The 25461-nt window shown below is 64.5% G+C and carries 26 protein-coding genes and 1 tRNA gene; 14 read left to right on the top strand and 13 right to left on the bottom strand.

What is annotated here, in order from left to right; translation table 11 throughout:
* Nucleotides 1–6: 6 nt before the first annotated feature.
* The 3 genes from HU748_RS09950 to HU748_RS09940 form a co-directional block, all read right to left on the bottom strand.
* Complete coding sequence (locus tag HU748_RS09950) at nt 7–2865, bottom strand: class I adenylate cyclase (protein ID WP_186720263.1); 2859 nt, start codon at nt 2863–2865, stop codon at nt 7–9.
* A 191-nt stretch (nt 2866–3056) separates the two neighbouring features.
* Complete coding sequence (locus HU748_RS09945) at nt 3057–3302, bottom strand: TIGR02647 family protein (RefSeq protein WP_186667374.1); 246 nt, start codon at nt 3300–3302, stop codon at nt 3057–3059.
* A gap of 45 nt (nt 3303–3347) precedes the next feature.
* Nucleotides 3348–3653 (bottom strand): hypothetical protein, encoded by a 306-nt coding sequence (locus HU748_RS09940; RefSeq protein WP_054891610.1) that lies wholly within the window; start codon nt 3651–3653, stop codon nt 3348–3350.
* A gap of 146 nt (nt 3654–3799) precedes the next feature.
* On the opposite strand from HU748_RS09940, the gene HU748_RS09935 reads away from it, so the two are divergent.
* Nucleotides 3800–4459: a glutathione S-transferase gene (locus HU748_RS09935; RefSeq protein WP_186667375.1), complete on the top strand. Its 660-nt coding sequence runs from the start codon at nt 3800–3802 to the stop codon at nt 4457–4459.
* Between the two features lie 85 nt (nt 4460–4544).
* Here HU748_RS09935 and argH read toward each other — a convergent pair whose 3' ends face one another.
* The gene (gene argH / locus HU748_RS09930) at nt 4545–5939 is read right to left on the bottom strand and encodes an argininosuccinate lyase (RefSeq protein ID WP_186667376.1); all 1395 of its coding nucleotides are present in this window, start codon (nt 5937–5939) and stop codon (nt 4545–4547) included.
* A 311-nt stretch (nt 5940–6250) separates the two neighbouring features.
* Between argH and HU748_RS09925 the strand changes: the two genes are divergently transcribed.
* From HU748_RS09925 to rsd, 7 genes are all read left to right on the top strand, one after another.
* Nucleotides 6251–6991 carry a LytTR family DNA-binding domain-containing protein gene (locus HU748_RS09925; protein WP_186667377.1) on the top strand — a complete coding sequence of 247 codons (741 nt, stop codon included), beginning with the start codon at nt 6251–6253 and terminating at the stop codon, nt 6989–6991.
* 116 nt (nt 6992–7107) lie between these two features.
* Complete coding sequence (hemC, locus tag HU748_RS09920; RefSeq protein WP_186720262.1) at nt 7108–8049, top strand: hydroxymethylbilane synthase; 942 nt, start codon at nt 7108–7110, stop codon at nt 8047–8049.
* Nucleotides 8046–8813, top strand: a complete 768-nt coding sequence (locus tag HU748_RS09915) for a uroporphyrinogen-III synthase (protein ID WP_186711065.1) — start codon at nt 8046–8048, stop codon at nt 8811–8813. The genes hemC and HU748_RS09915 overlap by 4 nt, the downstream gene beginning before the upstream one ends.
* A 46-nt stretch (nt 8814–8859) precedes the next feature.
* Nucleotides 8860–9960 carry a uroporphyrinogen-III C-methyltransferase gene (locus HU748_RS09910; RefSeq protein ID WP_186720257.1) on the top strand — a complete coding sequence of 367 codons (1101 nt, stop codon included), beginning with the start codon at nt 8860–8862 and terminating at the stop codon, nt 9958–9960.
* Complete coding sequence (locus HU748_RS09905) at nt 9957–11198, top strand: heme biosynthesis protein HemY (RefSeq protein ID WP_186720251.1); 1242 nt, start codon at nt 9957–9959, stop codon at nt 11196–11198. Before HU748_RS09910 ends, HU748_RS09905 begins: the two co-directional genes overlap by 4 nt.
* Before the next feature lie 274 nt (nt 11199–11472).
* Complete coding sequence (locus HU748_RS09900) at nt 11473–11973, top strand: disulfide bond formation protein B (protein ID WP_186720249.1); 501 nt, start codon at nt 11473–11475, stop codon at nt 11971–11973.
* Between the two features lie 221 nt (nt 11974–12194).
* Nucleotides 12195–12665 carry a sigma D regulator gene (gene rsd / locus HU748_RS09895; protein ID WP_186667383.1) on the top strand — a complete coding sequence of 157 codons (471 nt, stop codon included), beginning with the start codon at nt 12195–12197 and terminating at the stop codon, nt 12663–12665.
* A 9-nt stretch (nt 12666–12674) separates the two neighbouring features.
* Here the strand turns inward: rsd and HU748_RS09890 are convergent, their stop codons facing one another.
* Nucleotides 12675–13340: an FKBP-type peptidyl-prolyl cis-trans isomerase gene (locus HU748_RS09890; protein ID WP_186667384.1), complete on the bottom strand. Its 666-nt coding sequence runs from the start codon at nt 13338–13340 to the stop codon at nt 12675–12677.
* A 225-nt stretch (nt 13341–13565) separates the two neighbouring features.
* Here HU748_RS09890 and HU748_RS09885 point away from each other — a divergent pair, with 225 nt between their 5' ends.
* On the top strand, nt 13566–14669 hold the full coding sequence (locus HU748_RS09885; protein ID WP_186720247.1) for an AlgP family protein: 1104 nt from the start codon (nt 13566–13568) through the stop codon (nt 14667–14669).
* Here the strand turns inward: HU748_RS09885 and HU748_RS09880 are convergent.
* Nucleotides 14645–15127 (bottom strand): TIGR02444 family protein, encoded by a 483-nt coding sequence (locus HU748_RS09880; RefSeq protein WP_186720245.1) that lies wholly within the window; start codon nt 15125–15127, stop codon nt 14645–14647. The two genes, HU748_RS09885 and HU748_RS09880, sit on opposite strands and share 25 nt — an antisense overlap.
* Nucleotides 15128–15197: 70 nt before the next feature.
* On the opposite strand from HU748_RS09880, the gene HU748_RS09875 reads away from it, so the two are divergent.
* The 3 genes from HU748_RS09875 to HU748_RS09865 all read left to right on the top strand — a co-directional run bounded on the left by HU748_RS09875 (nt 15198) and on the right by HU748_RS09865 (nt 18537).
* Nucleotides 15198–17108, top strand: a complete 1911-nt coding sequence (locus HU748_RS09875; protein ID WP_186720240.1) for an ATP-binding cassette domain-containing protein — start codon at nt 15198–15200, stop codon at nt 17106–17108.
* Entirely contained in the window at nt 17108–17695 is a 588-nt protein-coding gene (locus tag HU748_RS09870; protein ID WP_186711059.1) for a mechanosensitive ion channel family protein, read from the top strand. The genes HU748_RS09875 and HU748_RS09870 overlap by 1 nt, the downstream gene beginning before the upstream one ends.
* Before the next feature lie 209 nt (nt 17696–17904).
* Nucleotides 17905–18537 (top strand): LysE family transporter, encoded by a 633-nt coding sequence (locus HU748_RS09865; protein WP_054891623.1) that lies wholly within the window; start codon nt 17905–17907, stop codon nt 18535–18537.
* A 30-nt stretch (nt 18538–18567) separates the two neighbouring features.
* Here the strand turns inward: HU748_RS09865 and HU748_RS09860 are convergent, their stop codons facing one another.
* The gene (locus HU748_RS09860; RefSeq protein WP_186720236.1) at nt 18568–19320 is read right to left on the bottom strand and encodes a slipin family protein; all 753 of its coding nucleotides are present in this window, start codon (nt 19318–19320) and stop codon (nt 18568–18570) included.
* A gap of 2 nt (nt 19321–19322) precedes the next feature.
* Complete coding sequence (locus tag HU748_RS09855) at nt 19323–20672, bottom strand: nodulation protein NfeD (protein ID WP_186720282.1); 1350 nt, start codon at nt 20670–20672, stop codon at nt 19323–19325.
* A gap of 159 nt (nt 20673–20831) precedes the next feature.
* On the opposite strand from HU748_RS09855, the gene HU748_RS09850 reads away from it, so the two are divergent.
* Both HU748_RS09850 and HU748_RS09845 read left to right on the top strand, forming a co-directional pair.
* Nucleotides 20832–21074, top strand: coding sequence for a DUF2789 domain-containing protein (locus HU748_RS09850; protein ID WP_186667390.1), 243 nt, complete (start codon nt 20832–20834; stop codon nt 21072–21074).
* A 70-nt stretch (nt 21075–21144) separates the two neighbouring features.
* Nucleotides 21145–21783 (top strand): NADH:ubiquinone oxidoreductase subunit N, encoded by a 639-nt coding sequence (locus HU748_RS09845; RefSeq protein ID WP_186667391.1) that lies wholly within the window; start codon nt 21145–21147, stop codon nt 21781–21783.
* Between the two features lie 9 nt (nt 21784–21792).
* Here HU748_RS09845 and HU748_RS09840 read toward each other — a convergent pair whose 3' ends face one another.
* The 5 genes from HU748_RS09840 to HU748_RS09820 all read right to left on the bottom strand — a co-directional run bounded on the left by HU748_RS09840 (nt 21793) and on the right by HU748_RS09820 (nt 25049).
* The gene (locus HU748_RS09840) at nt 21793–22230 is read right to left on the bottom strand and encodes a CBS domain-containing protein (protein WP_186667392.1); all 438 of its coding nucleotides are present in this window, start codon (nt 22228–22230) and stop codon (nt 21793–21795) included.
* Nucleotides 22231–22386: 156 nt separating this feature from the next.
* Nucleotides 22387–24117, bottom strand: coding sequence for a dipeptidase (locus tag HU748_RS09835; protein WP_186720235.1), 1731 nt, complete (start codon nt 24115–24117; stop codon nt 22387–22389).
* A 156-nt stretch (nt 24118–24273) separates the two neighbouring features.
* Nucleotides 24274–24350, bottom strand: a tRNA-Arg gene (locus tag HU748_RS09830).
* 194 nt (nt 24351–24544) lie between these two features.
* Complete coding sequence (locus HU748_RS09825; protein WP_186667394.1) at nt 24545–24790, bottom strand: DUF3077 domain-containing protein; 246 nt, start codon at nt 24788–24790, stop codon at nt 24545–24547.
* Between the two features lie 10 nt (nt 24791–24800).
* Complete coding sequence (locus tag HU748_RS09820; RefSeq protein ID WP_186720233.1) at nt 24801–25049, bottom strand: hypothetical protein; 249 nt, start codon at nt 25047–25049, stop codon at nt 24801–24803.
* Between the last annotated feature and the right edge of the window lie 412 nt (nt 25050–25461).

Here is a 25461-nt window from a genome sequence, read left to right as displayed (position 1 = left end):
CATCAGCTACAAACAAGCCTGTAGCTGCTCCAGCCCATCATTGAGCGACTGCTCCAGTTCGCGCTTGTAGCGCAGGAACAGCACCGTCGAGCCCTGTTCGTCCTCGAGCAGCTCGGACAGGTCCAGGTCGGTGATGTAGCAGCGGTAGTTCCCGGCGCTGCGGCGCTGGCGCAGAATCTGCCGGGCGACCACGGCATACAACTGGTCGCCGTGATCGAGCTGGGAAAACTCCTGCTGGTCGCAATACAGCGTGACATGCACGTCATCCCCCGCGCCTGCCTGGAGAATCGCCTGCACTTCATAGTACGGCTGGCCGCTCGCGACCTGTGGCGCGGGCCGAGGCTCCAGGGCACGGCATTTGCCTGGGCCGTTGGGCAGTAGCTGGTAGTAGAGGATGTCCAGCGAGGCCTGCTGCAGGCTGTCGAGCGGCAACTGGGCATCGCGGCGCACCACCACCGACTGCAGGAAGCGTTGCAGGGGCAGCAGCAGGTGGCTTTCGTCCTGCAGCGGCAGCCGCTGCAGCCAGAGTGAGTTGTATTCGTCGAGTACGTAGAGTTCGGCCCAGCCTTCGTGCAGGCGATAGAACACCTGGATGCAGCCCGCTTGACCCTGTTCCAGCACCAGTGGCAGGTCGTGGTCCTGCAAGGCATTGGCGTCCAGGTACAGCGGGCTGTACTGGCTGCGCTCCTCGCCGAGGTGGGCGAGCACGGCATCCTGATCGTCCAGGGTGGTCAGGCTGACCTGGCCAGGCACCAGGTCCAGCACATGGGTGTGCTGCGCCACTTGCAGCAGGTAGCGGTGGTTCAGGCCCTGATCCAGCAGCAACTGCACGGTCTCGAAGATGTCCTCGACGCGCTGGGCGATCGCTTGCGCACGGTTGTGGCAGAAACAGCGCACCCGTAGCCGTGGACGCTGCGTGCGCGGTCCCTGGCTGTTGAGGAAGTCACGCAGGCAGCGCATCAGCGCGTGCTCGCCGTCGTAGCGCTGCACCAGCACTTCGTTCCAGCTGTTCAGGGTGATCTGGTCGAAGGTCAGCACCAGGTTTTCGCGCACCCCGGCATAGCTCAGCGAGTCGGTGCGCTCGGTGGTCATCAGGATGTTCAGGTCGCGGTGATGACGCAGCGGGTCGATGCCAACGTTGACCAGCAGCAGGATCTCGTCGGCCACGCTGGGTTGCAGCAGGCGTATTTCGCTGACGGTTTCCAGCGGTAGCGCGATGGTCTGCTGCAGGCTGCCGAGCAGGTTGAACAGCTCGAACTCGCTCAGGTCGCTGACACCGGGGTGCAGGGCCAGACGTGTGCTGCTGTCGATCACGCCGTTGCGGTGTGCCCAGGTCAGCAGTTCGAGCAGCTCGCGGCAGCGTTTGATCGGGCTGAAATGCTCCCACTCGTGCACGCCCAGGTTGCCGTTGTACAGGCCCCAGTGGTGGGTGCCCGGCTCCTTGCGGTTGGGCGACTGGACGAGGGTGAGGGTATCTTCGGCGATGTCCGGGGCGATGCCCGGGTTGATCACCTCGATCTTGCCGGCGCGGCGCTCGAAGGCCGCGTACAGGCGCCGACCCAGCACGTTGAGGTCGCGTTGATCGGCGCGGCTGCTGGCGCTCTGGTCGCGTGCGAACTGGCTGAGGAAGCGGTAGCTGTAGTTCAGCTCGGCCACCAGCTCGCGACGCTCGACCGCCACCTGGCGGACCTTCCACTGGCTGCGGCTGTCGAGCAGCGCCAGTTGGCGCTCGTCCCACCCCCACTCGTCGGTCAGGCGCTCCAGGAGCTGGCGCTGCCAGCCGGTGCTGCGCGTGCGGGGCAGGGCGCTGAGCTTCTTGTTGACCTTCAGGTAGAGGCTGCGCCGCACCAGCTCCAGGCGTGCATGTTCGCCACGGCGCTGCAGGTACTGCTCGATGCGGCGGTAGACCATGACATATGGGTCCAGCTCGTCGAGGTCCAGGCGGTTGGCGAACACCGCGCGCTTGTAGTCCAGGCTCAGGCAGCGTACCTCGGGGTGTTCGCTGGCGTAGACCTCGGTCAGCAGCAGCTTGAGCAGCGACTTGTAGGGCGAGTCGATGCCCTTGAACAGTTGCCACAGCCCTGCGCCGACGAACTCCCCGGGCGGGATGTGTGCGAGGTGGCCGAGGTCAAGGTCGTCCTGGGCGCGAATGAAGCGCTTGGACAGCAGCGTCTGGGTGTAGGCGTGGTAGTTGTGCTCTTCGTAGACCGGCACCAGCCACCACAGCGGCGTGCGTCCGGCCAGCCAGATCGCCGTGCGATAGAACTCGTCGAGCAGCAGGTAATGCTGGGTGGTGCCGCAGTCGTCGGAGCTGAGCTGGCTGTCGCGTTCGCCCTGGACAAAGCCCTGGGGCTCGATCAGGAAGAAATGCGCCTCGGCGCCCTGGGTGGCGGCCCAGGCTTCGAGCAACTGGCATTTGCGCCGCAGCTCGGCCAGGGCGCCTTCGCCAATGCCCGGTGCATGACAGACCCACAGGTCCATGTCGCTTTGCTCGGCCTGGGCCAGGGTGCCGAGGCTGCCCATGAGGAACAGGCCATGAATCGGCCGTGGCGGGTTGCCGTGGCGGGCCTTGTAGGTGAAGGAGCGGGTCAGACGCTGGGCTTCGGCCAGCAGCTCGGCGTCTGGCTCGAAGCCCGAGACGCCCGCAGGCGTGCTGCCTGACACATAGCCCGGCAGCAGCGGATGATTGACGTGGAAGAACAGCGGCAGCAGCGTCAGTACCTGCTGCTGGCGGCTGGAGAGCCCTTCCATGGCCCGCGCGAGACGGCCCTCGTTCAGCTGTAGAAAGCGCCCACGCAGGGTCGACAGCACCTTGCGGTCGATACCTTCGTGCAGATCGGGGCGGATTTCATGGGGGTGGTTCATGACGCACTCAGGCAGGCCGGGGGAGCACCGGCGAGTTTAGCCTGAGTGGCGAGGTCGGATAAGAGGGTGAGTGGCATTTTGACGCCATTTTTCCAGCGCCTTAGGGGGTGGTGTCTTTATGGGCCTCATCGCGGGACAAGTCGGAGCGCCGAACCGCCGCTCCGACTTGTCCCGCGATGAGGCCGTTACAGTTACGCAGGCTGTGGGCTTTTCAGAACATTCAACAGTAACTGCACGCTCTCCACCGCATCGTGGCCCAGGCTGGTCAGGTAACCACCGTCTGGCTGGTCGGTCAGTTGCTTGGCATGCAGGCGTTTGGCCGCGGCGACCAGCGCCGGCGAGGCATTGGCGTGAATCTTGATCCCTTCCTGGCTGCTGTCGAGGTTGAACAGCGCAAGGACTTCCAGTTCGGCGATCAATTCGGGGGTGAAGGACATGAGCGACTCCTGACTTCCAGACAAGGACGGAAGTCAGGAGTGTAGTCAGGCTTCGTCGTCGTCGCCTTGATTTGCCTCAGGTGGCAATTCCGGCAGGGCGCGCAGGGCATTTTCGTACCACTCGGTATCGAATGCGCGATCCTCGGTGAGCAACGCGTCGATCTCGATGGCCAGCACGTGGGCCATGAGGTTGAGGATGTCCTCGCGCTCGTAGCCGACCAGGGTCAGCTTGTTGAAGGTAGCCTTGGCGGCAGGCGGATTGCCGCTCTCGATCTGGTTCTCGATGGCCTGGGTCAGCGTCGCCTCGGCGAATTCTTCGTCGTCGTTTTCGATGTCGGTGGGTTCGCTCATGGCGCTACTCCTGTGATGAAAGCGACAGTGTGCCATGCCTGTGTCGGCAATGCCCGGTCATCGACGCGCGCCATGATGCTGGTCAGGGGATGGCCAGGCGGCTATAACAGCCAGGCCAACCCCTTACGGCCTGGAGGCTGTCGTTCATGCTCAAGCTCTACGGATTCGCGGTCAGCAACTACTACAACATGGTCAAGCTGGCCCTGCTGGAAAAAGGCGTGCCCTTCGAGGAGGTGCCGTTCGTTTCCGGGCAGACGCCCGAGGTGCTGGCTGTCAGCCCGCGTGGCAAGGTTCCGGTGCTGGGAACCGAACACGGCTTTCTCAGCGAGACAAACGTGATCCTCGATTACATCGAGCAGACCCACCCCGAGCATCCGCTGCTGCCCAGTGATGCATTCGGGCAGGCCAAGGTGCGTGAGCTGCTCAAGGAGATCGAGCTGTACATCGAACTGCCGGCACGTACCTGCTACGCCGAAGCGTTCTTCGGTACGGCGGTGGAGCCGCTGGTCAAGGAGCGAGCGCGCAGCGAGCTGCTGGCAGGTTTTGCCACGCTCAAGCGCAACGGCAAGTTCGCGCCTTATGTCGCTGGCGAAAAGCTGACCCTGGCTGACCTGATGTTCTGCTTCTCGGTCGACCTGGCGTGTGCGGTAGGCAAGAAGGTGCTGGGGATCGATTTCCTGGCGGACTTCCCCCAGGCAGCGGCGCTGTTGGGGAAGCTGCGCGAGCATCCGCACATGGCGCGGATCGTGGCGGACAAGGAGGCGGCGATGCCGAAGTTCATGGAGATGGTGCGGAACAAGCGGTGATTGGAAGAGGGGCCGCTGCGCGGCCCATCGCGGCGCAAGGCCGCTCCCACAGGGGGCCAGGTGTCCTGTGGGAGCGGCCTTGTGCTTAGCGCGAAGCCAGCAGCGCCTTGCCGCGTGCCACCGCCGCACGCACCTGCGCCGGCGCGGTGCCGCCGATGTGGTTGCGCGCGTTCACCGAGCCTTCCAGGGTGAGTACGGCAAACACGTCCTGTTCGATCTGGTCGCTGAACTGACGCAGTTCCTCCAGGCTCATCTCGGCCAGATCTTTGCCGGTGTCGACGCCATACTTCACGGCGTGACCGACAATCTCGTGGCAGTCACGGAAGGGCAGGCCACGGCGCACCAGGTAGTCGGCAAGGTCGGTGGCGGTGGAGAAACCACGCAGCGCCGCTTCACGCATGATGGCGTGCTTGGGCTTGATCGCCGGGATCATGTCGGCAAAGGCACGCAGCGAGTCGCGCAGGGTGTCGGCGGCGTCGAACAGCGGTTCCTTGTCTTCCTGGTTATCCTTGTTGTAGGCCAGCGGCTGGCCTTTCATCAGCGTGAGCAGGCCGGTCAGGGCGCCGAACACGCGGCCGGTCTTGCCACGCACCAGCTCCGGGACATCCGGGTTCTTCTTCTGCGGCATGATCGAACTGCCGGTGCAGAAACGATCAGGCAGGTCGATGAACTGGAACTGCGCGCTCGTCCACAGCACCAGCTCTTCGGAGAAGCGCGACAGGTGCATCATCGCCACGCTGGCGGCCGCACAGAATTCGATGGCGAAGTCACGGTCCGAGACGCCGTCCAGCGAGTTGCCGGCCACGGCTTCGAAGCCCAGCAGCTTGCAGGTCAGTTCACGGTCGATCGGGTAGGTGGTGCCGGCCAGCGCTGCGCTGCCCAGTGGCATGCGGTTGGCGCGCTTGCGGCAGTCGACCAGGCGCTCGTAGTCGCGGCTGAGCATTTCGAACCAGGCCAGCAGATGGTGGCCGAAGGTCACCGGCTGGGCGGTCTGCAGGTGGGTAAAGCCGGGCATGACGGTTTCGGCTTCGCGCTCGGCCTGTTCCAGCAGACCCTGCTGCAGGCGGGTGATCTCGCCCAGGATCAGGTCGATTTCGTCACGCAGCCACAGGCGGATGTCGGTGGCGACCTGGTCGTTGCGGCTGCGGCCGGTGTGCAGCTTCTTGCCAGTGATGCCGATGCGGTCGGTCAGGCGGGCCTCGATGTTCATGTGCACGTCTTCGAGGTCGACACGCCAGTCGAACTGGCCCGCTTCGATTTCACCCTGGATGGTCTTCAGGCCATCGATGATGGTGTCGCGCTCGGCGTCGGAGAGTACGCCGACCTGCGCCAGCATGGTGGCGTGGGCGATCGAACCCATGATGTCGTGACGGTACAGGCGCTTGTCGAAATCGACCGAGGCGGTGAAACGGGCGACGAAGGCGTCGACGGGCTCACTGAAGCGGCCGCCCCAGGACTGGTTGGTCTTGTCGGTGCTCATGGATCCACTCATAGAAGGCGTGAATGAAAAAGTGGCGCCGATCATAGCAGGGTTGGGCTTCGCTAAGCAGGGCGCCGGTCGCGAGAAAATTGCCGGTGTACGCAGGGTGGGCGGGCGCCACAGGATATTCAACGATTGAACGGCAGTGTTCCACGGACCGTCTACAGTTGGACAGAGGACTGGCAGCTATTCTGCCAGACCAGTGAATCTTTGGCCTTCGCATGGGTCTGTAGCGTGACCGTTACAACGGTCACCGACTCCTGTCTACGCTTGTACCCACTGCGAGACTCACTCAGGAATCCAGCGCAATTATGAATGTCCTGATCGTTGATGATGAACCCCAGGCCCGCGAGCGCCTGAGCCGACTGCTCGGTGAACTCGAGGGCTATACGGTGCTTGAGCCCAGCGCCACCAATGGCGAGGAGGCCCTGGCGCTGATCGACAGCCTCAAACCCGATGTCGTCCTGCTGGACACCCGCATGCCGGGCCTCGATGGCTTGCAGGTGGCAGCACGCCTGTGCGAACGCGAGGCGCCACCGGCGCTGGTGTTCTGCCTCGATGACGACGAGCAGGAGGCGTTCAGCCACAGTGCCCTCAGCCATGTCGGCCGCACGACCCAGCCCCAGGCCCTGCGCGATGCCCTGCGCAAGGCGGAAAAGCCCAACCGCACCCAGCTCGCCGCCCTGACCCGTCCGGCCAACGAAGGCGGAGGCGGCCCGCGCAGCCATATCAGTGCGCGAACGCGCAAGGGTATCGAGCTGATTCCCCTGCCCCAGGTGATCTACTTCATTGCCGACCACAAGTACGTGACCCTGCGTCACGAGTCAGGCGAAGTGCTGCTGGACGAGCCGCTGAAATCGCTGGAAGACGAATTCGGCGAGCGTTTCGTGCGCATCCATCGCAACGCCCTGGTGGCCCGTGAACGTATCGAGCGCCTGCAGCGCACGCCGCTGGGGCATTTCCAGCTGTTTCTCAAAGGCCTTGACGGTGATGCCCTGACCGTCAGCCGTCGACATGTGGCCGGCGTACGCAAGATGATGCAGACGCTCTGACCGAGGCGAATGACGGCTGCTGCCAGGGATGGCCGGGCCAGGTGATGACCTGGATCTGCTAGCGAGGCTGGGGGAACTGTTATCATCGGCGGCATTTCTCTGCTTCGGGGCGTTAAATGTCCACTCGCGAAATCCGCATTGCCACCCGTAAAAGTGCCCTGGCCCTGTGGCAGGCCGACTATGTCAAAGCTCGCCTTGAGCAGGCCCATCCGGGCCTGGTCGTGACCCTGGTGCCGATGGTCAGCCGCGGCGACAAGCTGCTCGACTCGCCCCTGGCGAAAATCGGCGGCAAGGGGCTGTTCGTCAAGGAGCTGGAAACCGCCCTGCTCGACAACGAAGCCGATATCGCCGTGCATTCGATGAAGGACGTGCCCATGGACTTCCCCGAAGGTCTGGGCCTGTATTGCATCTGCGAGCGTGAAGACCCGCGCGACGCTTTCGTTTCCAACACCTTCGACAGCCTCGAGGCGCTGCCGGCCGGCAGCCTCGTCGGCACCTCCAGCCTGCGCCGCCAGGCCCAGTTGCTGGCGCGTCGCCCTGATCTGAAGATCCAGTTCCTGCGCGGCAACGTCAACACGCGCCTGGCCAAGCTCGATGCTGGGGAGTACGACGCCATCATCCTCGCTGCAGCGGGCCTGATCCGCCTGGGCTTCGAAGACCGCATCACCTCCAGCATCAGTGTCGATGACAGCCTGCCGGCCGGCGGCCAGGGCGCTGTCGGCATCGAGTGTCGCAGCGCCGACCACGAGATCCACGCCCTGCTGGCGCCGCTCAACCATCCTGATACCGCTGACCGCGTGAAGGCCGAGCGGGCGATGAACAAGCACCTCAACGGCGGCTGCCAAGTGCCGATCGCCTGCTATGCCGTGCTCGAAGGCGATCAGTTGTGGCTGCGTGGCCTGGTCGGCCAGCCCAGCGGCGGGACGTTACTGATGGCGGATGCCCGCGCCCCGCGTGCCGACGCCGAAACCCTGGGCGTGCAGGTGGCCGAGGACCTGCTGGGGCAGGGCGCCGAGGCGATCCTCAAGGATGTCTACGGCGAGGCGGGGCATCCGTGAGCGACTGGCGCCTGCTGCTGACCCGCCCCGAAGAGGAGTGCGCGGCTTTGGCGCAGAGCCTGGCGGCTGCCGGAATCGCCAGCAGCCGCTTGCCCTTGCTGGCGATCGACCCGCTGGCCCTGGATCGAACGGCCCAGGCGAGACTGGGTGGCATCGATCAGTACCAGGCGATCATCGTCGTGAGCAAGCCAGCGGCGCGTCTGCTGCTCGAGCGGCTCGCCGACAAGGGCATCAAGCCGCCGCCCCAGGGCTGGTTCACCGTGGGGGAGGCGACGGCGCGCATTCTCCAGGCCGCCCATCTGCAGGTGACTTTCCCTACAGAGGGTGATGATAGCGAGGCCTTGCTCGGCCTGTCTGTCCTGCGAGAGGCTATCGCGCTTCCTACAGCACGCGTCCTGATTGCCCGTGGTGTTGGTGGTCGTGAATGGCTGGCCGAGCGTCTTGGTGAGCAAGGTGCTAGTGTCGATTATCTGGAACTGTATGAACGTCGCCTGCCGGATTATCCCCCAGGCAGCCTGATGCGCCGGATCCAAGCGGAACGCTTGAACGGGCTGGTGGTCAGCAGTGGGCAGGGCTTCGAACACCTGCTCCAGCTGGCCGGTGCGGATTGGCCGCGTCTGGCGGGGCTTGCGCTGTTCGTGCCAAGCCCGCGCGTGGCCGAACAGGCCAGGGCGGCAGGCGCCCAACAGGTTGTGGATTGCCGTGGCGCGAGCGCCGCGGCCTTGCTGGCAGCCGTGCAGCGCAGCGCTGCACCTGCCTCCTAAGGCGTCGAGCGGATTGCGACGACGCCCCCATGCAAAGGATGGATACGTGAGCGAGACTGTCTTGTCCAACAACGAACAACCTTCGGCGCTCGAAGCGCCGCAGACTCCCGTCGAGCAGCCGGCCAAGCGCGCCGGCAATGGCCTGGCCCTGCTGGCGCTGTTGATCGGCGCAGCCGGTGTGGCCGTCGGTGGTTGGGGCGCATGGCAGGTGCACCAGCTGCAAGGCAGCGAGCAGGGCCAGGGTGAGCATATCGAGGCGCTGAACCAGCGCGCCGAAGCGCTGCAGCAACGCCAGCAGCAGTTCGGCTCGCAACTGGCGACCCTGCCCGCAGCCAGCGAACTCGAAGACCGCCGTCGGCTGGTTGCACAGTTGCAGAGTGACCAGCAAAGGCTCAGCCAGCGCCTGGAAACCGTGCTTGGCGAAAGCCGCAAGGAGTGGCGTCTGGCTGAGGCCGAGCATCTGTTGCGCCTGGCTACCCTGCGCCTGTCGGCGCTGCAGGACATCGCCAGCGCCAAGGCGCTGGTCGAAGGTGCCGACGAGATCCTGCGCGAGCAGAGCGACCCAGGTGCCTTCGCGGCACGTGAGCAACTGGCGCGCAGCCTGGCGACGCTCAACAGCACCCAGCAACCCGACCGTACCGGGTTGTTCCTCAAGCTCGCCGCCCAGCGCGAGCAGGTACAGCAACTGAGTGCCCAGTCGCCTGAGTTCAACAGCGATGCCGACGCCCTTGGTGCGCTGACCGCCGACGGCGATGGTGCGAGCCGCCTGTCCCGGTGGTGGGCAGAGATTTCCAAGTATTTCCAGATCGATTTCGACGCCGACCAGAACGTGCGTCCGCTGCTGGCCGGGCAATCGCTCAACCAGCTGCGCCTCGCGCTGAGCCTCACCATCGAGCAGGCCCAGTGGGCGGCGCTCAATGGCCAGGCCAAGGTCTACAGCCAGGCGCTGGACGATGCGCGCAGCGTGCTGCTGGCCAACTTCAACCCGGACAACCCGCAGAGCAAGGCCATGCTCGACAGCCTCAACGCACTGGCCGAGCAGCCCGTCTCGGTGGTGGTGCCTGACCTGAGCGAAAGCCTTGCCGCCGTGCAGGCCTATATCCAGCGGCGCCATCTGCCGGCCGAAGGCGAAGGGGGCAAGCCATGAAGCGTGTCTACCTGCTGGCAGTGTTGGCGATCGTCATCGCCGCGGCCTTGGGTGTGGCCATCGCCAAGCACAGTGGCTACGTGCTGATCGCCTATGGTGGCTTCCGTTACCAATCAGGGCTGTGGGCGGCGTTCGCGGCACTGGTGGTGCTGGTGCTGGCGCTGCTGTTGCTGCGTTACGTGGTTGGCCTGGTGCTGGCGTCCAGCGGGGTGGTCAACCCTTGGTCACGGCGCAATCGCAGCCGGCGGGTGCGTGTCGCCATCGAGCAGGGCCAACTGGACCTCGCCGAGGGTCGCTGGGCCAGTGCCCAACGCCACCTGCACCGCGCCGCCGAAGCCGAGCGTCAACCCTTGCTCTACTACCTCGGCGCTGCCCGTGCGGCCAACGAGCAGGGGCGCACCGAAGACAGCGACAACCTGCTCGAACGTGCCCTGGAGCGTCAGCCCCAGGCGGAGCTGGGGATCGCCCTGACCCATGCGCAGTTGCAGATGGACCGCGGCGACAGCGACGGTGCCCTGGAAACCCTGCTGGCGATGCAGGCGCGGCACCCGCACAACGTCCAGGTGCTGCGCTTGCTGCAGCGTCTGCACCGCGAGCGTGGTGACTGGCCGGCGTTGATTCGCCTGCTGCCGGATCTGCGCAAGGGCAAGGTGCTGCCGGGCAACGAGTTGGCCGAACTGGAGCAGCGTGCCTGGGGCCAGAACCTGACACTGGCCGCAACCCGCGGCGAGGACTCTCAAGCCGCCCGCCAATCGCTGGAGCGCGCCTGGCAACAGCTTACCTCGGCCCAGCGCCAGGAGCCGCAGTTGGTGCTGGCCTATGCCGAGCAACTGCGCCAGGTTGGCGCCCAGGGTGACGCCGAGCAGGTGTTGCGTACCGCATTGAAGCGTCAGTTCGAAAGCCACCTGGCGCGCCTTTATGGCCTGGTACGTGGCGATGACCCGGCGCGCCAGTTGCAGACGGCCGAAGGCTGGCTCAAGGATCATCCGCAAGACCCCAGCCTGCTGCTTACCCTGGGGCGCCTGAGCCTGCAGAACCGCCTGTGGGGCAAGGCGCGTGACTACCTCGAAAGCAGCCTGCGCATGGAGCGCAACCCGGAAACCTGCGCCGAGCTTGCGCGGCTGTTGGCCGGGCTGGGCGAGACCGAGCGCAGCAACCAGCTGTTCCAGGAGGGTCTTGGCCTGCTTGACGAGCGCTTGCTGGCCTTGCCGCTGCCTGAGGGTGTGCACGCGTCCTGAGTTCGCCAGGGCGTTGCGTAGCCCGACAGCAACACAAGTCAGCGCCCGCTGCAGGTGCTGCCTTGTGTTGCTATCGGGCACATCCGATTGGTGTTTCCCCTGGCAGTGGTAGGACAGTATCTGCGCAGTGGCTGACCTTCGGATATGTCCTACCAAGATTAGAAAACTTTCCCTTCCAATCAGCGATTTGTCCCCACTGTAGCAACTTGAAACAGCGATCCTCTTTCCTCTACCGTTTCACGCCACTACTGCTCTTCCGGGATTTCCGTCGCTCATGTCGCAGCCTCGCTCGCGCCCTTTGTTCTTTGCAGCCTTCCTCGTCTCGCTCGCCACCTTGGGCGGGGCGATCGTGCTTGAGAACTGGCTTGGCCTGGTTCCGTGCCCCCTTTGCCTGACCCAGCGCCTGCTGTTGGTGTGCTACGCGCTGGTTTGCCTGTGCGCCATGCTGCATGCCCCGGGTGCAGCCGGCACGCGGGTCTATGCGTGGCTGGCAGGTGGTTGTTCCAGTGCCGGTGTCGCCCTTGCGTCACGGCAGGTGTGGCTGCAGGGCGAGTGGCTTGCGATTACCCCCGAACCTTTCGCGCAGACACTTCAGCGCTCCTGGACACAGGCCTTGGAACGTCTGCTGGTCGGCAGCTCCGAATGTGTTTCGATCAGTTGGAGCTTCCTGGACCTCACGCTCCCCGAATGGAGCCTGATGGCCTTCCTGCTGCTCACGGCGTTGCCCTTGTACTGCCTGCTGGCGTATCGTTTCCGCAACCCTGGCGGCAGTTGACCCAGCGCAATTGCGCGACCAATGGTCCTGTGTGTGGGCATCAAACGCTTGTATGAACTTAGTCCTCTGCGTACCTTGATGGTCAGCACGCGCGGGAATAATCTCCCCTGCACGCACATTGAAAACATACGGTTCGATGCCGCTCTGCGGATGTCACCTTTGTGTCGCGCAGTTGTGACGCGAGGTGCAGCGGCATCTGCCCAGCTAGGGATGAGACTGCCATGCTCGATAGTTGCCAGAACGCCCAGGAACGATGGGGCGGGGTTCACAAGCTGATCGACCGTTGGCTGGAGGAGCGTCATGAACTGGTGCAGGCCTTCCGCGCGCTGCGCGATGCCAAGCCAGCCTTCGCCGACAAGGACAAGAACCGCGACTTCTGCGCGATCCTGGTTGACTACGTGTCGGCCTGGCACTTCGAGGTCAGCGAGCAATTGGTCACTGAAGCGAAGGCGTTCGGCGACGAGCAGGCGCTCAAACTGGCCGAGGAAATCAATCCCCGGATCAACGACATCACCCAGATCGCTCTGGCTTTCAATGACCATTGCGAGAAAGGCGAGTGCAAGGATACCGAACGTTTCGCCGACAAGCTCGGCAAGCTGGGCGGCCTGTTGCACGAACGCTTCGAGCTCGAAGACTGCCTGATCGAAGTGCTGCACAACGCGCACAAGGAAGAGGGTGCGGTACAGGCCTGACGGCCTGTCTCAGTCGCCAACTGCCAGCAGTTCGATCTCGAACACCAGCGGGGTATAGGGCGCGATCAGGTCGCCCGCCCCATCGGCGCCATAAGCCTGCGCCGACGGAATCACCAGTCGCCACTTGGCGCCTGCCTTCATGTGTGGCAATGCCACCTGCCATCCTTCGATCACCGAGCCCAGGCTGAACCACTGCGGTTGCTGGCTCTGGTCGAACACCGAGCCGTCCGGCAGCTTGCCGACATACCGAACCTGCACTTTTCCACCCGCCTTGGGTTGCGCGCCGCTGCCGCTGGCCAGCTCGCTGTAGAGCACACCTTCGGGCAGTTCATGTACACCGCTGCGGGCGCGTTCGTTGGCCATGAAGCGTTTTTCCGCGGCCAGCAGCTTGTCGACCTGCGCCTGCTGCGCGGCGGCGTTGGCCTGCTCGTCATGCTGCTGGAGAATCGCCTGCATGCGCGTCTTGTCGATGCGCGGCGGCTGGCCCTGATAGGCCTGGCGCAGCCCCTCTACCAGCGCATCGAGCTGCAGGCCGGGCATCTCCTGGTGCAGGCGTTCGCCAAGGCTTGCGCCCAGGCTGTAGGCCAGGTCCTGGTCATTGGCGGGGGGTGTTTCGGGGGCGGCCAGGGCAGAGGCTGCCAACAGGCTCAAGCCGAGAATCAGATAACGAGGCACGGGCAACTCCTGCGGCGATGAAGGCGAAGTATGCCAGCCTTTGTTGCCGGCCAATGAGTAAATGTCGGCAATCATTTAATCGACTACTACACTTGCACCGAGCTGCAAGATAACAACTTTGCCCAGGCATGCAACGCGGCGCAAACAATACTGTCAACATGCCCTAGCGGCGGTAGCAGCAGAAGCATAGTATGAGCCGCAATCTCGTCAGCCAGGAGGTAAGCCATGTCGGCTAAAAAGAAGCCCGTCAGTACGCCGTTGCATCTGCTCCAGCAACTTTCCGGTAGCCTGCTCGAACATCTGGAAGAGGCTTGCTCGCAAGCGCTGGCGGATGCAGAGAAACTGCTCGCCAAGTTGGAAAAACAACGCGGCAAGGCGCAGGAGAAACTGCACAATGCCCGTCTGAAGTTGCAGGATTCTGCCAAGGCCGGCAAGGCCAAGGCACAAAGCAAGGCCCAGGGGGCTATCGGTGAACTTGAAGCACTGCTCGATTCGCTGAAAGATCGCCAGACTCAGACGCGTACTTATATTCAGCAACTCAAGCGTGATGCCCAGGAGAGCCTGAAACTGGCTCAGGGTGTCGGCAAGGTGCGTGAAGCCGCTGGGAAGGCGCTCGGCCTGCGTGCGGCAGCCAAGCCTGCGGCCAAGACTGCTGCAAAACCTGCCACCAAGGTCGCGGCTGCCAAGCCTGCCACCAAGGCTCCTGCTGCCAAGCCCGCCGCCAAGGCACCCGTGAAAACCGCCGCTGCCAAGCCTGCTGCTAAAGCCGCCGCCAAACCTGCCGCTGCCAAGGCACCGGCCAAAGCGGCAGCCGCCAAGCCTGCTGCGAAAACCGCTGCGGCCAAACCTGCTGCGGCCAAACCCGCTGCCAAACCTGCTGCGGCCAAGGCCCCGGCCAAGCCAGCAGCCAAAGCAACTGCGGCCAAGCCTGCGACCAAGGCAGCTGCAGCCAAGCCGGTTGCCGCCAAACCAGCAGCCAAACCGGCAGCCGCTAAACCTGCTGCCAAGCCCGCTGCTGCCAAAGCTCCAGCCAAAGCCGCCGCCAAGCCGGTTGCAGCCAAGCCTGCAGCGGCTGCCAAGTCAGCAGCCAAACCAGCAGCCAAGCCAGCGGCAGCCAAACCTGCCGCGAAGCCAGCAGCGGCAAAACCGGCTGCGAAACCTGCAGCCAAACCCGCTTCGAAACCTGCCGCCAAGCCAGCTGCCACCAAGGCTCCTGCCAAGCCTGTCGAAGCCAAGCCCGCAGCTCCTGCTGCCAGCAGCACTCCGGCTTCTCCAGCGCCATCGGCTCCGGCCAGCACCCCGGCTCAGTCGCCGTCTTCGGCGTCCTGAAGCGCTCTGGCCGCGGCGCGCAGCTGATGCAGCGCGTCGTGGTCACGGGCCTGGTCCGGCGCCAGCCGGTCCAGCCAATCGTCGGCGTGTCCATCCGGGCTCGCCGACCACGTTGCGGCGCACGTCTGCAAGCGCGCCAGCAAGGTTCGCTCCGCCTCCAGTTCCAACCCTTTCACCTGCTCCCGTAATGCCGCCAGGTGCGGATCGCCTTGTGCCTGTGCACGCCACGCCTGACGCAGCGCGCGCAAGGGTGTAACCACCTCTTGCTGCCAGGGGCCGGCCAGTTGCCGCAATGCCTCCACCCGCTGCGCATCAGGGGCGACCCGCCGCGCCTGCAGCCAGGTGCCGCACAGCAGCAGGCAGACATCGCCGCCCAGGCCCTGCAGGGTCAGGCAGGCATTCTCGACCCCTGGACGGCCGTAGAGGGCCAGGGCGTGGTTCCATAACTCGCTGTGCATGATTCGTCTCGCGCCAATGATCGAGTGGCCTGTGTGGGCCACCCGGAAGCTGATAGACTCCGCGACCATCATGATCAGACTATCCAACCTCACTTTACAGCGTGGTCCTCAGCGCTTGCTAGAAGGCGCCGAGATGACCCTGCACACCGGTCACAAGGCCGGCCTCATCGGCGCCAACGGTGCCGGCAAATCCAGCCTGTTCGCCCTGCTGCGCGGTGAGTTGTCGCCCGACGCCGGCGATTGCCAGATCCCCGCCGATTGGCGCATCGCCCACATGCGCCAGGAGGTCGACACCCTCGATCGCCTGGCGGTGGACTATGTGCTCGACGGCGACCTGCGCCTGCGCAAGGTCCAGGCCGACCTGGCCGCTGCCGAGCAGGCCCATGACGGCACGGCGCTGGCGCGTCTGCACAGTGAGCTGGACAGTGCCGACGGCTACACCGCCGACGCCCGCGCCCGCAAGTTGCTGGCAGGGCTGGGCTTCACCGCCGAGCAGATGGACCGCCGCGTCGGCGACTTCTCCGGTGGCTGGCGGATGCGCCTGAACCTGGCCCAGGCACTGATGTGCCCGTCCGACCTGCTGCTGCTCGACGAGCCCACCAACCACCTGGACCTCGACGCGATCCTCTGGCTCGAAGACTGGCTCAAGGGCTATCCGGGCACGCTGCTGCTGATCTCCCACGACCGCGACTTCCTCGATGCCGTGGTCGACCATGTGCTGCATGTCGAACAGCGCAAGCTCAATCTCTACAAGGGCGGCTACAGCGCCTTCGAGCGCACCCGCGCCGAACGCCTGGCGCAGCAGCAGCAGGCCTACGAGAAGCAGCAGGCGCAGCGCGCGCACATGGAAAAGTACATCGCCCGCTTCAAGGCCCAGGCCACCAAGGCCCGCCAGGCGCAGAGCCGGATCAAGGCCCTCGAGCGCATGGAGGAGCTGTCGGCGGCGCATGTCGATTCGCCGTTCGACTTCGTCTTCCGCGAAGCCCAAAAGATCTCCAGCCCGCTGCTCGACCTCGCCGAAGGGCGCCTGGGTTATGGCGACAAGACCATCCTCGAGAAGGTCAAGCTGCAGCTCACTCCCGGTGCGCGCATCGGCCTGCTTGGCCCCAATGGTGCCGGCAAGTCCACCCTGATCAAGAACCTGGCCGGCGAACTCGAACCGCTGTCCGGGCGCCTGTCGCGCGGCGAGAACCTCGCTGTCGGCTACTTCGCCCAGCATCAGCTCGACTCGCTGGACGACAAGGCCAGCCCGCTGCTGCACCTGCAGCGCCTGGCCCCCGCCGAGCGCGAGCAGACCCTGCGCGACTTCCTCGGCGGCTTCGACTTCCGCGGTGATCGCATCGACGAGCCGGTGGTCAACTTCTCCGGTGGCGAGAAGGCCCGCCTGGCCCTGGCGCTGATCGCCTGGGAGCGGCCAAACCTGCTGCTGCTCGACGAGCCGACCAACCACCTCGATCTCGAAATGCGCCTGGCCCTGACCATGGCGTTGCAGGAATTCGCTGGTGCCGTGGTGGTCGTGTCCCACGACCGTCACCTGCTCAAGAGCACCACCAACGACTTCCTGCTGGTGGCCGATGGCAAGGTCGACACCTTCGATGGTGACCTGGACGACTACAGCCGCTGGCTGATCGACTACCGCCAGCGCACCGCCCCGGTCAGCAACACGCCGGTCAATCCGGACAAGACCGACAAGAAAGCCCAGCGCCAGGCCGCCGCCGCCCTGCGCCAGCAACTGGCACCGCACAAGAAGGCCGCCGACAAGCTGGAGACCGAACTGGGCCAGGTGCACACGCAACTGGCCGAGATCGAGACCGCGCTGGGTGACAGTGGCCTCTACGACGCCGCCCACAAGGATGAACTGCGCGACCTGCTGGCCCGCCAGACCAAGCTCAAGCAGCGCGAAGGCGAGCTTGAAGAGGCCTGGATGGAGGCCCTGGAAACGCTGGAAAGCATGCAGGCCGAGCTGGAGGCGCTGTCCTGATGGAGCAGCTGCGCTCGCTGTTGCCGGGGCAATGGATGGATGCGTTCTGGCTGGGTTTGCAGATTCTGCTGATCCTGGCGCTGGCCTTCGTGCTGCAGCGCATTGTCGCCCGCACCCTGAGCCGCCTCGGCCAGCGCTACCCGCTGCCGCCGGAGCTGCTGGTGCCGGTGCGCGGCGGTCTGCGCTGGCTGATCATGGGCAGTGCGCTGCTGTTCGTGCTGGAGCGCATGGGAGTGTCGGCCACGGTGCTGTGGACGGCCCTGTCGGGCTTCGTCGCGGTGGCGGCAGTGGCGTTCTTCGCCATCTGGAGCGTGCTGTCGAACTTGTTGTGTGCCGTGCTGATCTTCACCGTCGGGCCGTTTCGCATTGGCGACGTGGTCGAGCTGGTCGATACCCTCGACAAGCCGGGGGTGAAGGGACGGGTGATCGCGATCAACCTGCTGTACACCACGCTGATGGAAACGCCGGAGGCGGGTGGGGCGCTGGTGCAGGTGCCCAACAGCCAGTTTTTCCAGAAGTCGGTGCGGCGTTGGCGCGGGGCTGAGGTGCCGGGCGTCAGCAACGGCACATCGGCCGAGACTGATTGAGCTTCTGCCGGCCCTATCGCGGGCAAGCCCGCTCCTACAGACACCACGCTGACGCTGAATACAGCTGAGCCCTGTGGGAGCGGGCTTGCCCGCGATAGGGCCGGTACAGGCACAAAACAAACCAGGCTGCCGCCACAAATTCCGCTGGTTATTTTTTCACCAAAACCTTAGCTTAACGTTTTGCAACATTCGTTCGAGCGAGGTGTGTGATGTCGATGGAAACCTGGTTGGCCTTCTTTGCCGCGTGCTGGGTCATCAGCCTGTCGCCGGGGGCCGGGGCAATCGCCTCGATGTCCAGCGGCCTGCAATACGGTTTCTGGCGTGGCTACTGGAACGCCCTGGGCCTGCAACTGGGCCTGATCGTGCAGATCGCCATCATCGCCGCCGGTGTCGGCGCGATCCTCGCCGCGTCGGCCACCGCCTTCCAGATCATCAAGTGGTTCGGTGTCGCCTACCTCGTGTACCTGGCGTACCGGCAATGGCGTGCGCTGCCGATGGACATGAGCGAAGAGTCCGCCGTGCGGCCCATCGGCAAGCCACTGAGCCTGGTGTTCCGAGGCTTTCTGGTCAACGTCAGCAACCCCAAGGCGCTGGTGTTCATGCTCGCGGTGCTGCCGCAGTTCATCGACCCGCACCAGCCATTGCTGGCGCAATACCTGGCGATCACCGCCACCATGATCAGCGTCGACATGCTGGTGATGGCGGGTTACACCGGGCTGGCCTCGCGGGTGCTGCGCCTGTTGCGCACGCCGAAACAGCAGAAGCGTCTGAACCGCACGTTCGCCGGCCTGTTCATCGGTGCGGCGACATTCCTCGCGACCCTGCGTCGGGCGCCGATCTGAAACTACGGGGGCGTGGCTGCGCAGCGATCTCTATCGATCCTTGTCCACCAGGCCCCTGAGCAGATCCATCGGCAACGGAAACACGATGGTCGAGCTCTTGTCCCCGGCAATCGACCCCAGCGTCTGCATGTAGCGCAACTGCATCGCCCCCGGCTCCTTGCTGAGCATCTGCGCGGCCTGCATCAACTTTTCCGACGCCTGCAATTCGCCCTCGGCATGGATCACCTTCGCCCGCCGCTCGCGCTCGGCCTCGGCCTGGCGGGCGATGGCGCGGACCATCGACTCGTTGAGGTCGACATGCTTGATCTCGACATTGGCCACCTTGATGCCCCAGGCGTCGGTCTGCGCGTCGAGCACCTGGCGGATATCGAGATTGAGCTGCTCGCGCTCGGCCAGCAGCTCGTCCAGCTCGTGCTTGCCCAGCACCGCGCGCAGTGTGGTCTGGGCCAGTTGGCTGGTGGCGCTTAAAAAGTCTTCCACCTGGATGATCGCCTTCTGCGGATCGAGCACGCGGAAGTACACCACCGCATTGACCTTGACCGAGACGTTGTCGCGGGTGATCACATCCTGCGGTGGCACATCCAGCACCACGGTGCGCAGGTCGACCCGCACCATCTGCTGGATGCCGGGGATCAGGATGATCAGCCCCGGCCCCTTCACCTGCCAGAAGCGGCCGAGCTGGAACACCACCCCGCGCTCGTACTCGCGCAGGATGCGCAGCGCCGACATCAGCAGCAGCGCCAGCAGCACCAGCAAGGTGCCAAATCCGAATTGAACGAACATCTCTACTCTCCTTGCGCCGATGGCGCACTGGCGCTGACCTCCAGCACCACGCCGCGCCGGGCGATGACCCGCACGTGCTGGCCGGGCTGCAGCGGTGTGGTGCAGCGGGCTTGCCATTGTTCGCCCTGGGCCTGTACCGAGCCGCAGAACGGGTTGTCGAGCGTTACCTGGGTGACGGTCACCAGGCTGCCTACCAGCTCGGCATCGCCGCTGACCAGCGCGCGCCGTCGAGCCTTGACGGCCATGCCCAGCACACCGCCGAGCAGCAGCGCCGACACCGCGGCCAGGGCGACGATCAGCGCCAGCGGAATGCCGAAGCCCGGCGCATCGGTGTCCATCAGGATCACCGCGCCGACCACGATGGCGACGATGCCGCCGAAGCCGACCACGCCAAAGCTGGGCAGGAACGCCTCCGCAACCATGAACGCCACCCCGAGCAGGATCAGCGCTACCCCGGCATAGCTCACCGGCAGCAACTGCAGGGCATAGAGCGCCAGCAGCAGGCAGATACCGCCGACCACACCGCCTACGCCCGAACCCGGGTTCATGAACTCGAACAGCAGCCCGTACACACCAAGCATGATCAGGATCAGCGCTACGCTGGGGTTGGTGATCACGGCCAGCAGGCGGGTGCGCCAGTCCGGCAGGTGCTCGACCACACGGGCATTGGCGGTCTGCAGCGCACGGGCCTCGCCAGCGGCGACCAGGGTCTTACCGTCCAGGCGTTGCAGCAGGCCCGGCAGGTCTGTGGCGACCAGATCGATGACGTTCAGGCGCAAGGCTTCCTCGGCCGACAGGCTGACCGCCTCGCGCACGGCCTTTTCCGCCCAGTCGGCATTGCGCCCGCGCAGTTGCGCAAGCCCCCGGATGTAGGCCGCGGCATCGTTGACCTGCTTGCGCTCCAAGGTGTCCTGCTCAGCGTTGGTGGCGCCAGGCTTTTGCGTACTCTTGTCGCCAGCACCGATCTGTACCGGCGTCGCCGCCCCCAGGTTGGTGCCGGGGGCCATGGCCGCCACATGGCTGGCGTAGAGGATATAGGTCCCGGCGCTGGCGGCCCGTGCACCGCCGGGGGCCACATAGGTGACCACCGGTACGGGGCTGGCGAGGATCGCCTTGACGATCTGGCGCATGGCGATGTCGAGCCCGCCCGGGGTGTCCATGCGGATCACCACCAGTTGCACCTGCTGCTCCTGTGCCTGGTCGAGCCCGCGCAGCAGGTAGTCGGCGCTGGCCGGGCCGATGGCGTCGTCGATGTCCAGCAGCCAGACGTCATTACCGGCCGCAGCCTGGCCCGCCCCGGCGACGCCGAGGATCAGCAACAGCCAGAACCTGCGCCAGCAGCGAGCGATCAGCGTGGTCATCTCAGGGCCCTCTTGTTCAAGTCTAGCTGCGCCTGTACGCAGAGGGCCTAAACTTGCCGAGGGCCTGTGGCGCTCATGTCGATCGAGTCGTTGCGGCCAGGGCGCGGTCTACCGCAGGCAACCCCTAACCTGTGCAATCGAGGAGGACACATGGACGCACCGATTCACCCCTTCGCCGAGCTGTTCAAGCAACTGGGCCTGGCGGACGATGCCGTGAGCATCGACCAGTTCATCGCCTCGCACTCGCCGCTCAAGAACGAAATCAAGCTGGTGGACGCGCCGTTCTGGAGCGACGCGCAGCGAGCTTTTCTGAAAGAGAGCATCATCGAGGACGCCGATTGGGCCGTGCCGTTCGATCAGCTCAACGAGGCCTTGCGTCGCCCGCGCAAATAAAGCGCCGAGTGGCACCTGATGGTTGATTTCAGCGTTGCTATGCTCAGGAAAACAAAAAGGGGATAGCGCGATGAAAGATCCCTACGCACCAGGCTTCTGGTGCACCGTGACGATCCTGGGCACCCTGACTGCTGGCTACTTCTACGGTATCCGGCACACCCATCAGATGAACCAGGCGGTGCAGTTCCTGTATGCCGCCGCTGCGGTCACCGCGGCGGTGGCGCTCTGCGGCCTGGCGTGGATCGCCTGGCAGCAGCTGCACCTGAACAAGCGTGAAGTGGCTCAGGGCCGAACGCTGGTGGCCATCTGGAACACCAAGGTCGCCCTGCGTCGGGTCGAAACAGTGTTCGACCGCTATTTCTGGGGCAGCTACTGGCATTCGGGGCGTACCTTCGAAGAAGTCATGGGCGAGCTCAAGGGCACGCCACTGGAGCAGTGCCTGGACGCACTCAAGCGCCAGTGCCGCGAGCTGGACCGAGAAGTGCACGATCACCATCACCACTGGCTGGCCAATGCCCGCGACCTGTCGAGCGTGGCCACGGCCATGGCGCGCGAGCGCTACCAGCTCGACCTGTGCGACCCGCAGGGGCGTGACGGCGGCAATACCGCAGTGCTCAATCGTGATCTGGAAGTGCTGGTGTACACCTGGTCGGCGCGTCTGCGCAGTTTCGACCATCAGCTGGACGAACTGGAGCGCGCCTACCACTGAGCCGGCAGCTCATTCGCCGCGGATGTACTGTTGCAGTTGCAGGATCAGGTTGGCCTGTTCGGCAATGGTTTCCTTGACCAGGTCGCCGATCGACAGCAGGCCCAGCAGCTTGCCATGGTCGACCACCGGCAGGTGGCGCAGGTGACGGTTGGTCATCAGGTTCATGCAGTACTCGAGGTTCTGCTTGGGCTCCACGGTGACCACTGGCGAGCTCATGATCTCGCGCACGGGCGTGGCTGCCGACGAGCGCCCCTTGAGCACCAGCTTGCGCGCATAGTCGCGCTCGCTGACGATGCCTACCACCTGGTCGTTCTCGATCACGGGCAGCGCACCGATGTTCTTTTCTGCCAGCAGCTTCAGCGCGTCGAGCACCGACTCGTCAGGCCCGATGGTGTAGACGGTCTGGTGCTGGGATTTGGTCTTGAGAATCTGTTCGACGTTCTTCATGGGGGCCTCGGGGGTGGAAAAAGCGCTGTTCTGGAATAAATAAAGCATCCGGGACCGCGCTCTGCACGGCAATGCAGGAAACGGCATCGAGGCGATTGAAAAACGTCATTGGTCGAAGCGCACGAGGGCCGGTGGACGGCCCTCGCCGGGATTCGCTCAGAGCTTGGGCATCTGCCCGATGCGCGCGACCATCTCGCTGATCACCTGCAGGTCCAGCATGAACTGCTCCACGGTCTTGAACTCGTTGTCGTTGTGGCCGGTGTACTTCACGCCGGGCATCGACAGGCCGAACTGCACGCCGTTGGGCAGGTCGTGCACCGAAGTGGCGCCAGCAGAGGTGCCGAACTCGTGGGGTAGGCCGAGGTTCTCGGTGGCCACATCCAGCAGCGCCTTGACCCATTCGCCTTCGGGGTTGCGGTACATCGGCTCGTCCAGGGTGTACTCGAAGGCCACCGAGGTGTGGCTGGTGCGTGCCCACTCACCGAGCTTGTCAGCCAGTTCGTCCTTGATCGTCTCGATCGGCTTGCCTTTCGGGATGCGCAGGTTCACCGCCAGCTTCAGGGCTTTCTGGTCCAGGCCGACGTAGGTCAGCGAGGCGGTCAGCGGCCCCATGAAATCGTCCTTGAAGCCGACGCCCAGTTTGCTGCCCAGGTAGTCCAGCCCCCAGTTGTCGGCGGCGTAGCGGGCAGCATCGGTGATGTGGTTGTGCTTGAGCGGCACGCGGTCGCCCAGGCCGTTGAGGAAGTCGAGCATGCGTGCCACCGGGTTGACCCCCGACTGTGGCGAGGAGGAGTGCGCGGAGACGCCGGTCACGGTCAGGATCACCTGCTTGCCCGAGACCACGGCGTCGATCTTGAAGTCCTTGCCATTGGCCTTGCGGTACAGCTCGCCGGCCTGCTTCAGGCGTCGGGCCAGGTCGGCCGGATGGTCGCCGATCAGCGTCGCCACCGAGGTGGTGGGGATCTGGTTGGTCGCCAGGCCGCCGGTGAGGTTGATCACCTCGGCGCCCTTGCCTTCACCCGCGCGCTTGCTGAAGCTGGCCATGACGGTGCCGTAGCCCTTCTCGGCGATCACCACCGGGTAGCCACCGTCCAGCGCCAGGTTGTAGTCCGGCGTGGCGTTGCGGGCGAAGTAGTAGGGAATGGCGTCGCCGGAGGTTTCCTCGGTGGTGTCCACCAGCAGCTTGAACTGACGCGCCAGTGGCAGCTTCTCGTCCTTGGCGACCTTCAGGGCGTACAGCGCGACGACGATGCCGTTCTTGTCGTCCTCGGTGCCGCGGCCGTACATGCGATCACCCACCAGGGTGACCTTGAACGGGTCGAGGCGCGTGCCGTCTTCGAGTTTCCAGTTGGCCGGATTGACTGGCACCACGTCGGCGTGGGCATGGATGCCGATCACTTCCTTGCCTTCGCCGAGGGTGATCTCGTAGACGCGGTTGTCGATGTTGCGGAACTCAAGGCCGAAGTCTTCTGCCAGCGTCTTGATCTTGTCGGCAATCTTGTGGAACTCGGGGTTCTCGTGTTGTGGCAGGCCCTCGACCTGGAAGGTCGGGATTTCCACCAGCTCGCGCAGCGTCTGGGTGGCAGCCTTGCCGTACTTGATGCGGGTGTACAGGCCCAGCAGGCGGTTGATCTCGTTCTGCTGCTCGGCGGCGAGCGGTTTGCCGGCGAGGTAGGCCTTCAGGGTTTCGTCGAGCTTGTCGACCTTGGCCAGTTCGCTGTTGGCAAGCTTGTCGATGAACTGCTTGAAGTCGGCCGGGTCGGTGCCGTCGTAGGCCTTGAGGATGGCGGCGGACTGTTGCGGGCTGAGGTTGGCGTGTGCGGGAACGGCGAACAGCGCAAGGCTGGCCAGCATCAGGGAGACGGCAGAAAGCTTGGGCAAGGGCATGGGTAAACGCATTCCTTCGCGAAGGGTTTAAAAGGGATGTCCATTGGTAGGAAACATGCCCACGCTAACACCAATGGGCGGTGTCGGGGGAGGGGCGAGGCGCGACCTGGCGCACAAACGAAAAAGCCCCGGGAGATTTCCCGGGGCTTTCGGAGATGGCGCACTCGGCGGGATTCGAACCCACGACCCCTGCCTTCGGAGGGCAGTACTCTATCCAGCTGAGCTACGAGTGCAACGCGGCGCAATGATACCCATCTGCGCCGGTGGCGTCCATCGCCTTGATCTGTGGCTGTTTTTCCCGGGGTTTTGGAACTGTGGTGAGCTTTTCGCGGGCAAGTCGCAGCGGCGAACCGCCGCTCCCACAGGATTGCAGGAAACCTGTAGGAGCGGGCTTGCCCGCGAAAAGCTCACCACAGGCCCGAATGGCTCAATGCACGCTGTTGCGCGCTATCTCCAGATCATTCATCAACCCCTTGGCCAGGGCGCTGAGGTAGTGCAGCGCCGTTACTGCGGCAGGGCGCGCTTCTTCCTGGTCGCTCAGGTCACGGATGCAGCCGAGCACAACCGAGACTTCCTCCAGCACCCGTTCCAGCGGCACGCCGGGCTGCACCCTGAACATGTCCAGGAATGTGGCGATGCCGGCGGTGGTGTAGTGGTTCGATTGATCGTTCATGGACATTCCCTCAGATCTGGTTCAAGGCATGTTCAACCAGTGCCCGCGCGGTTTCGGCGCTTTGGGCAGCGTTGGCCAGCATGTTCAGACCGGGCGCTCCGGCGCGGGCGCGGCAGTGTTCGTCGAGGGTTTCGGCAACGCCGAGCAGCAGTGCGCTGGCGTGGGCCAGGGCGTCGGGGGCGATCATGTCGGTGTGGATGGAGAAGGCAGGGTTGGTGATGAGTGTGAGGCGGGGTGGGTCGGGAACGAGTTTTTTCATGGCTACAGCTCCTGAACGGCAGTGAAGCTGCCTGTCATCGCTGCTAAACGAATGGGGGCAGCTGTACGCGGGTTAGCAGACCGGCAAGTCAGGCACCCGGCGCACCCGAAGAGCCTGAGAATGATGGGCTGCTAAACCCGATCGTTGATTTGGCAACGACCGGGCGAGCCTAGATCCCGTCACAGGCCGCTCGCAATGGCTTGAGTGCGGCAAAAGTGTCTTTGGGAAATGGACTACGCGCAATGGGGAAAATCTGATGTAGGCCGAGGTGGAGGGCACCGGCTTTGCCCGCGAAGAGGCCAGCCCCGTTTCCAAAGACCATTCGTTCTTTTTTTCGAACAGCCTATTGTCCAAACACCCAGCACCCGCTTAGCATTCGTTTGAGATTTCAAACGCTCAATACCCAATATTG

The sequence above is a fragment of the Pseudomonas sp. RW3S2 genome (assembly GCF_014268955.1).
GTDB classification, from domain to species: Bacteria; Pseudomonadota; Gammaproteobacteria; order Pseudomonadales; family Pseudomonadaceae; genus Aquipseudomonas; species Aquipseudomonas wayambapalatensis.
Note: the sequence above shows the minus strand (reverse complement) of the source record. Positions and strands in the feature narration are given on the sequence as shown.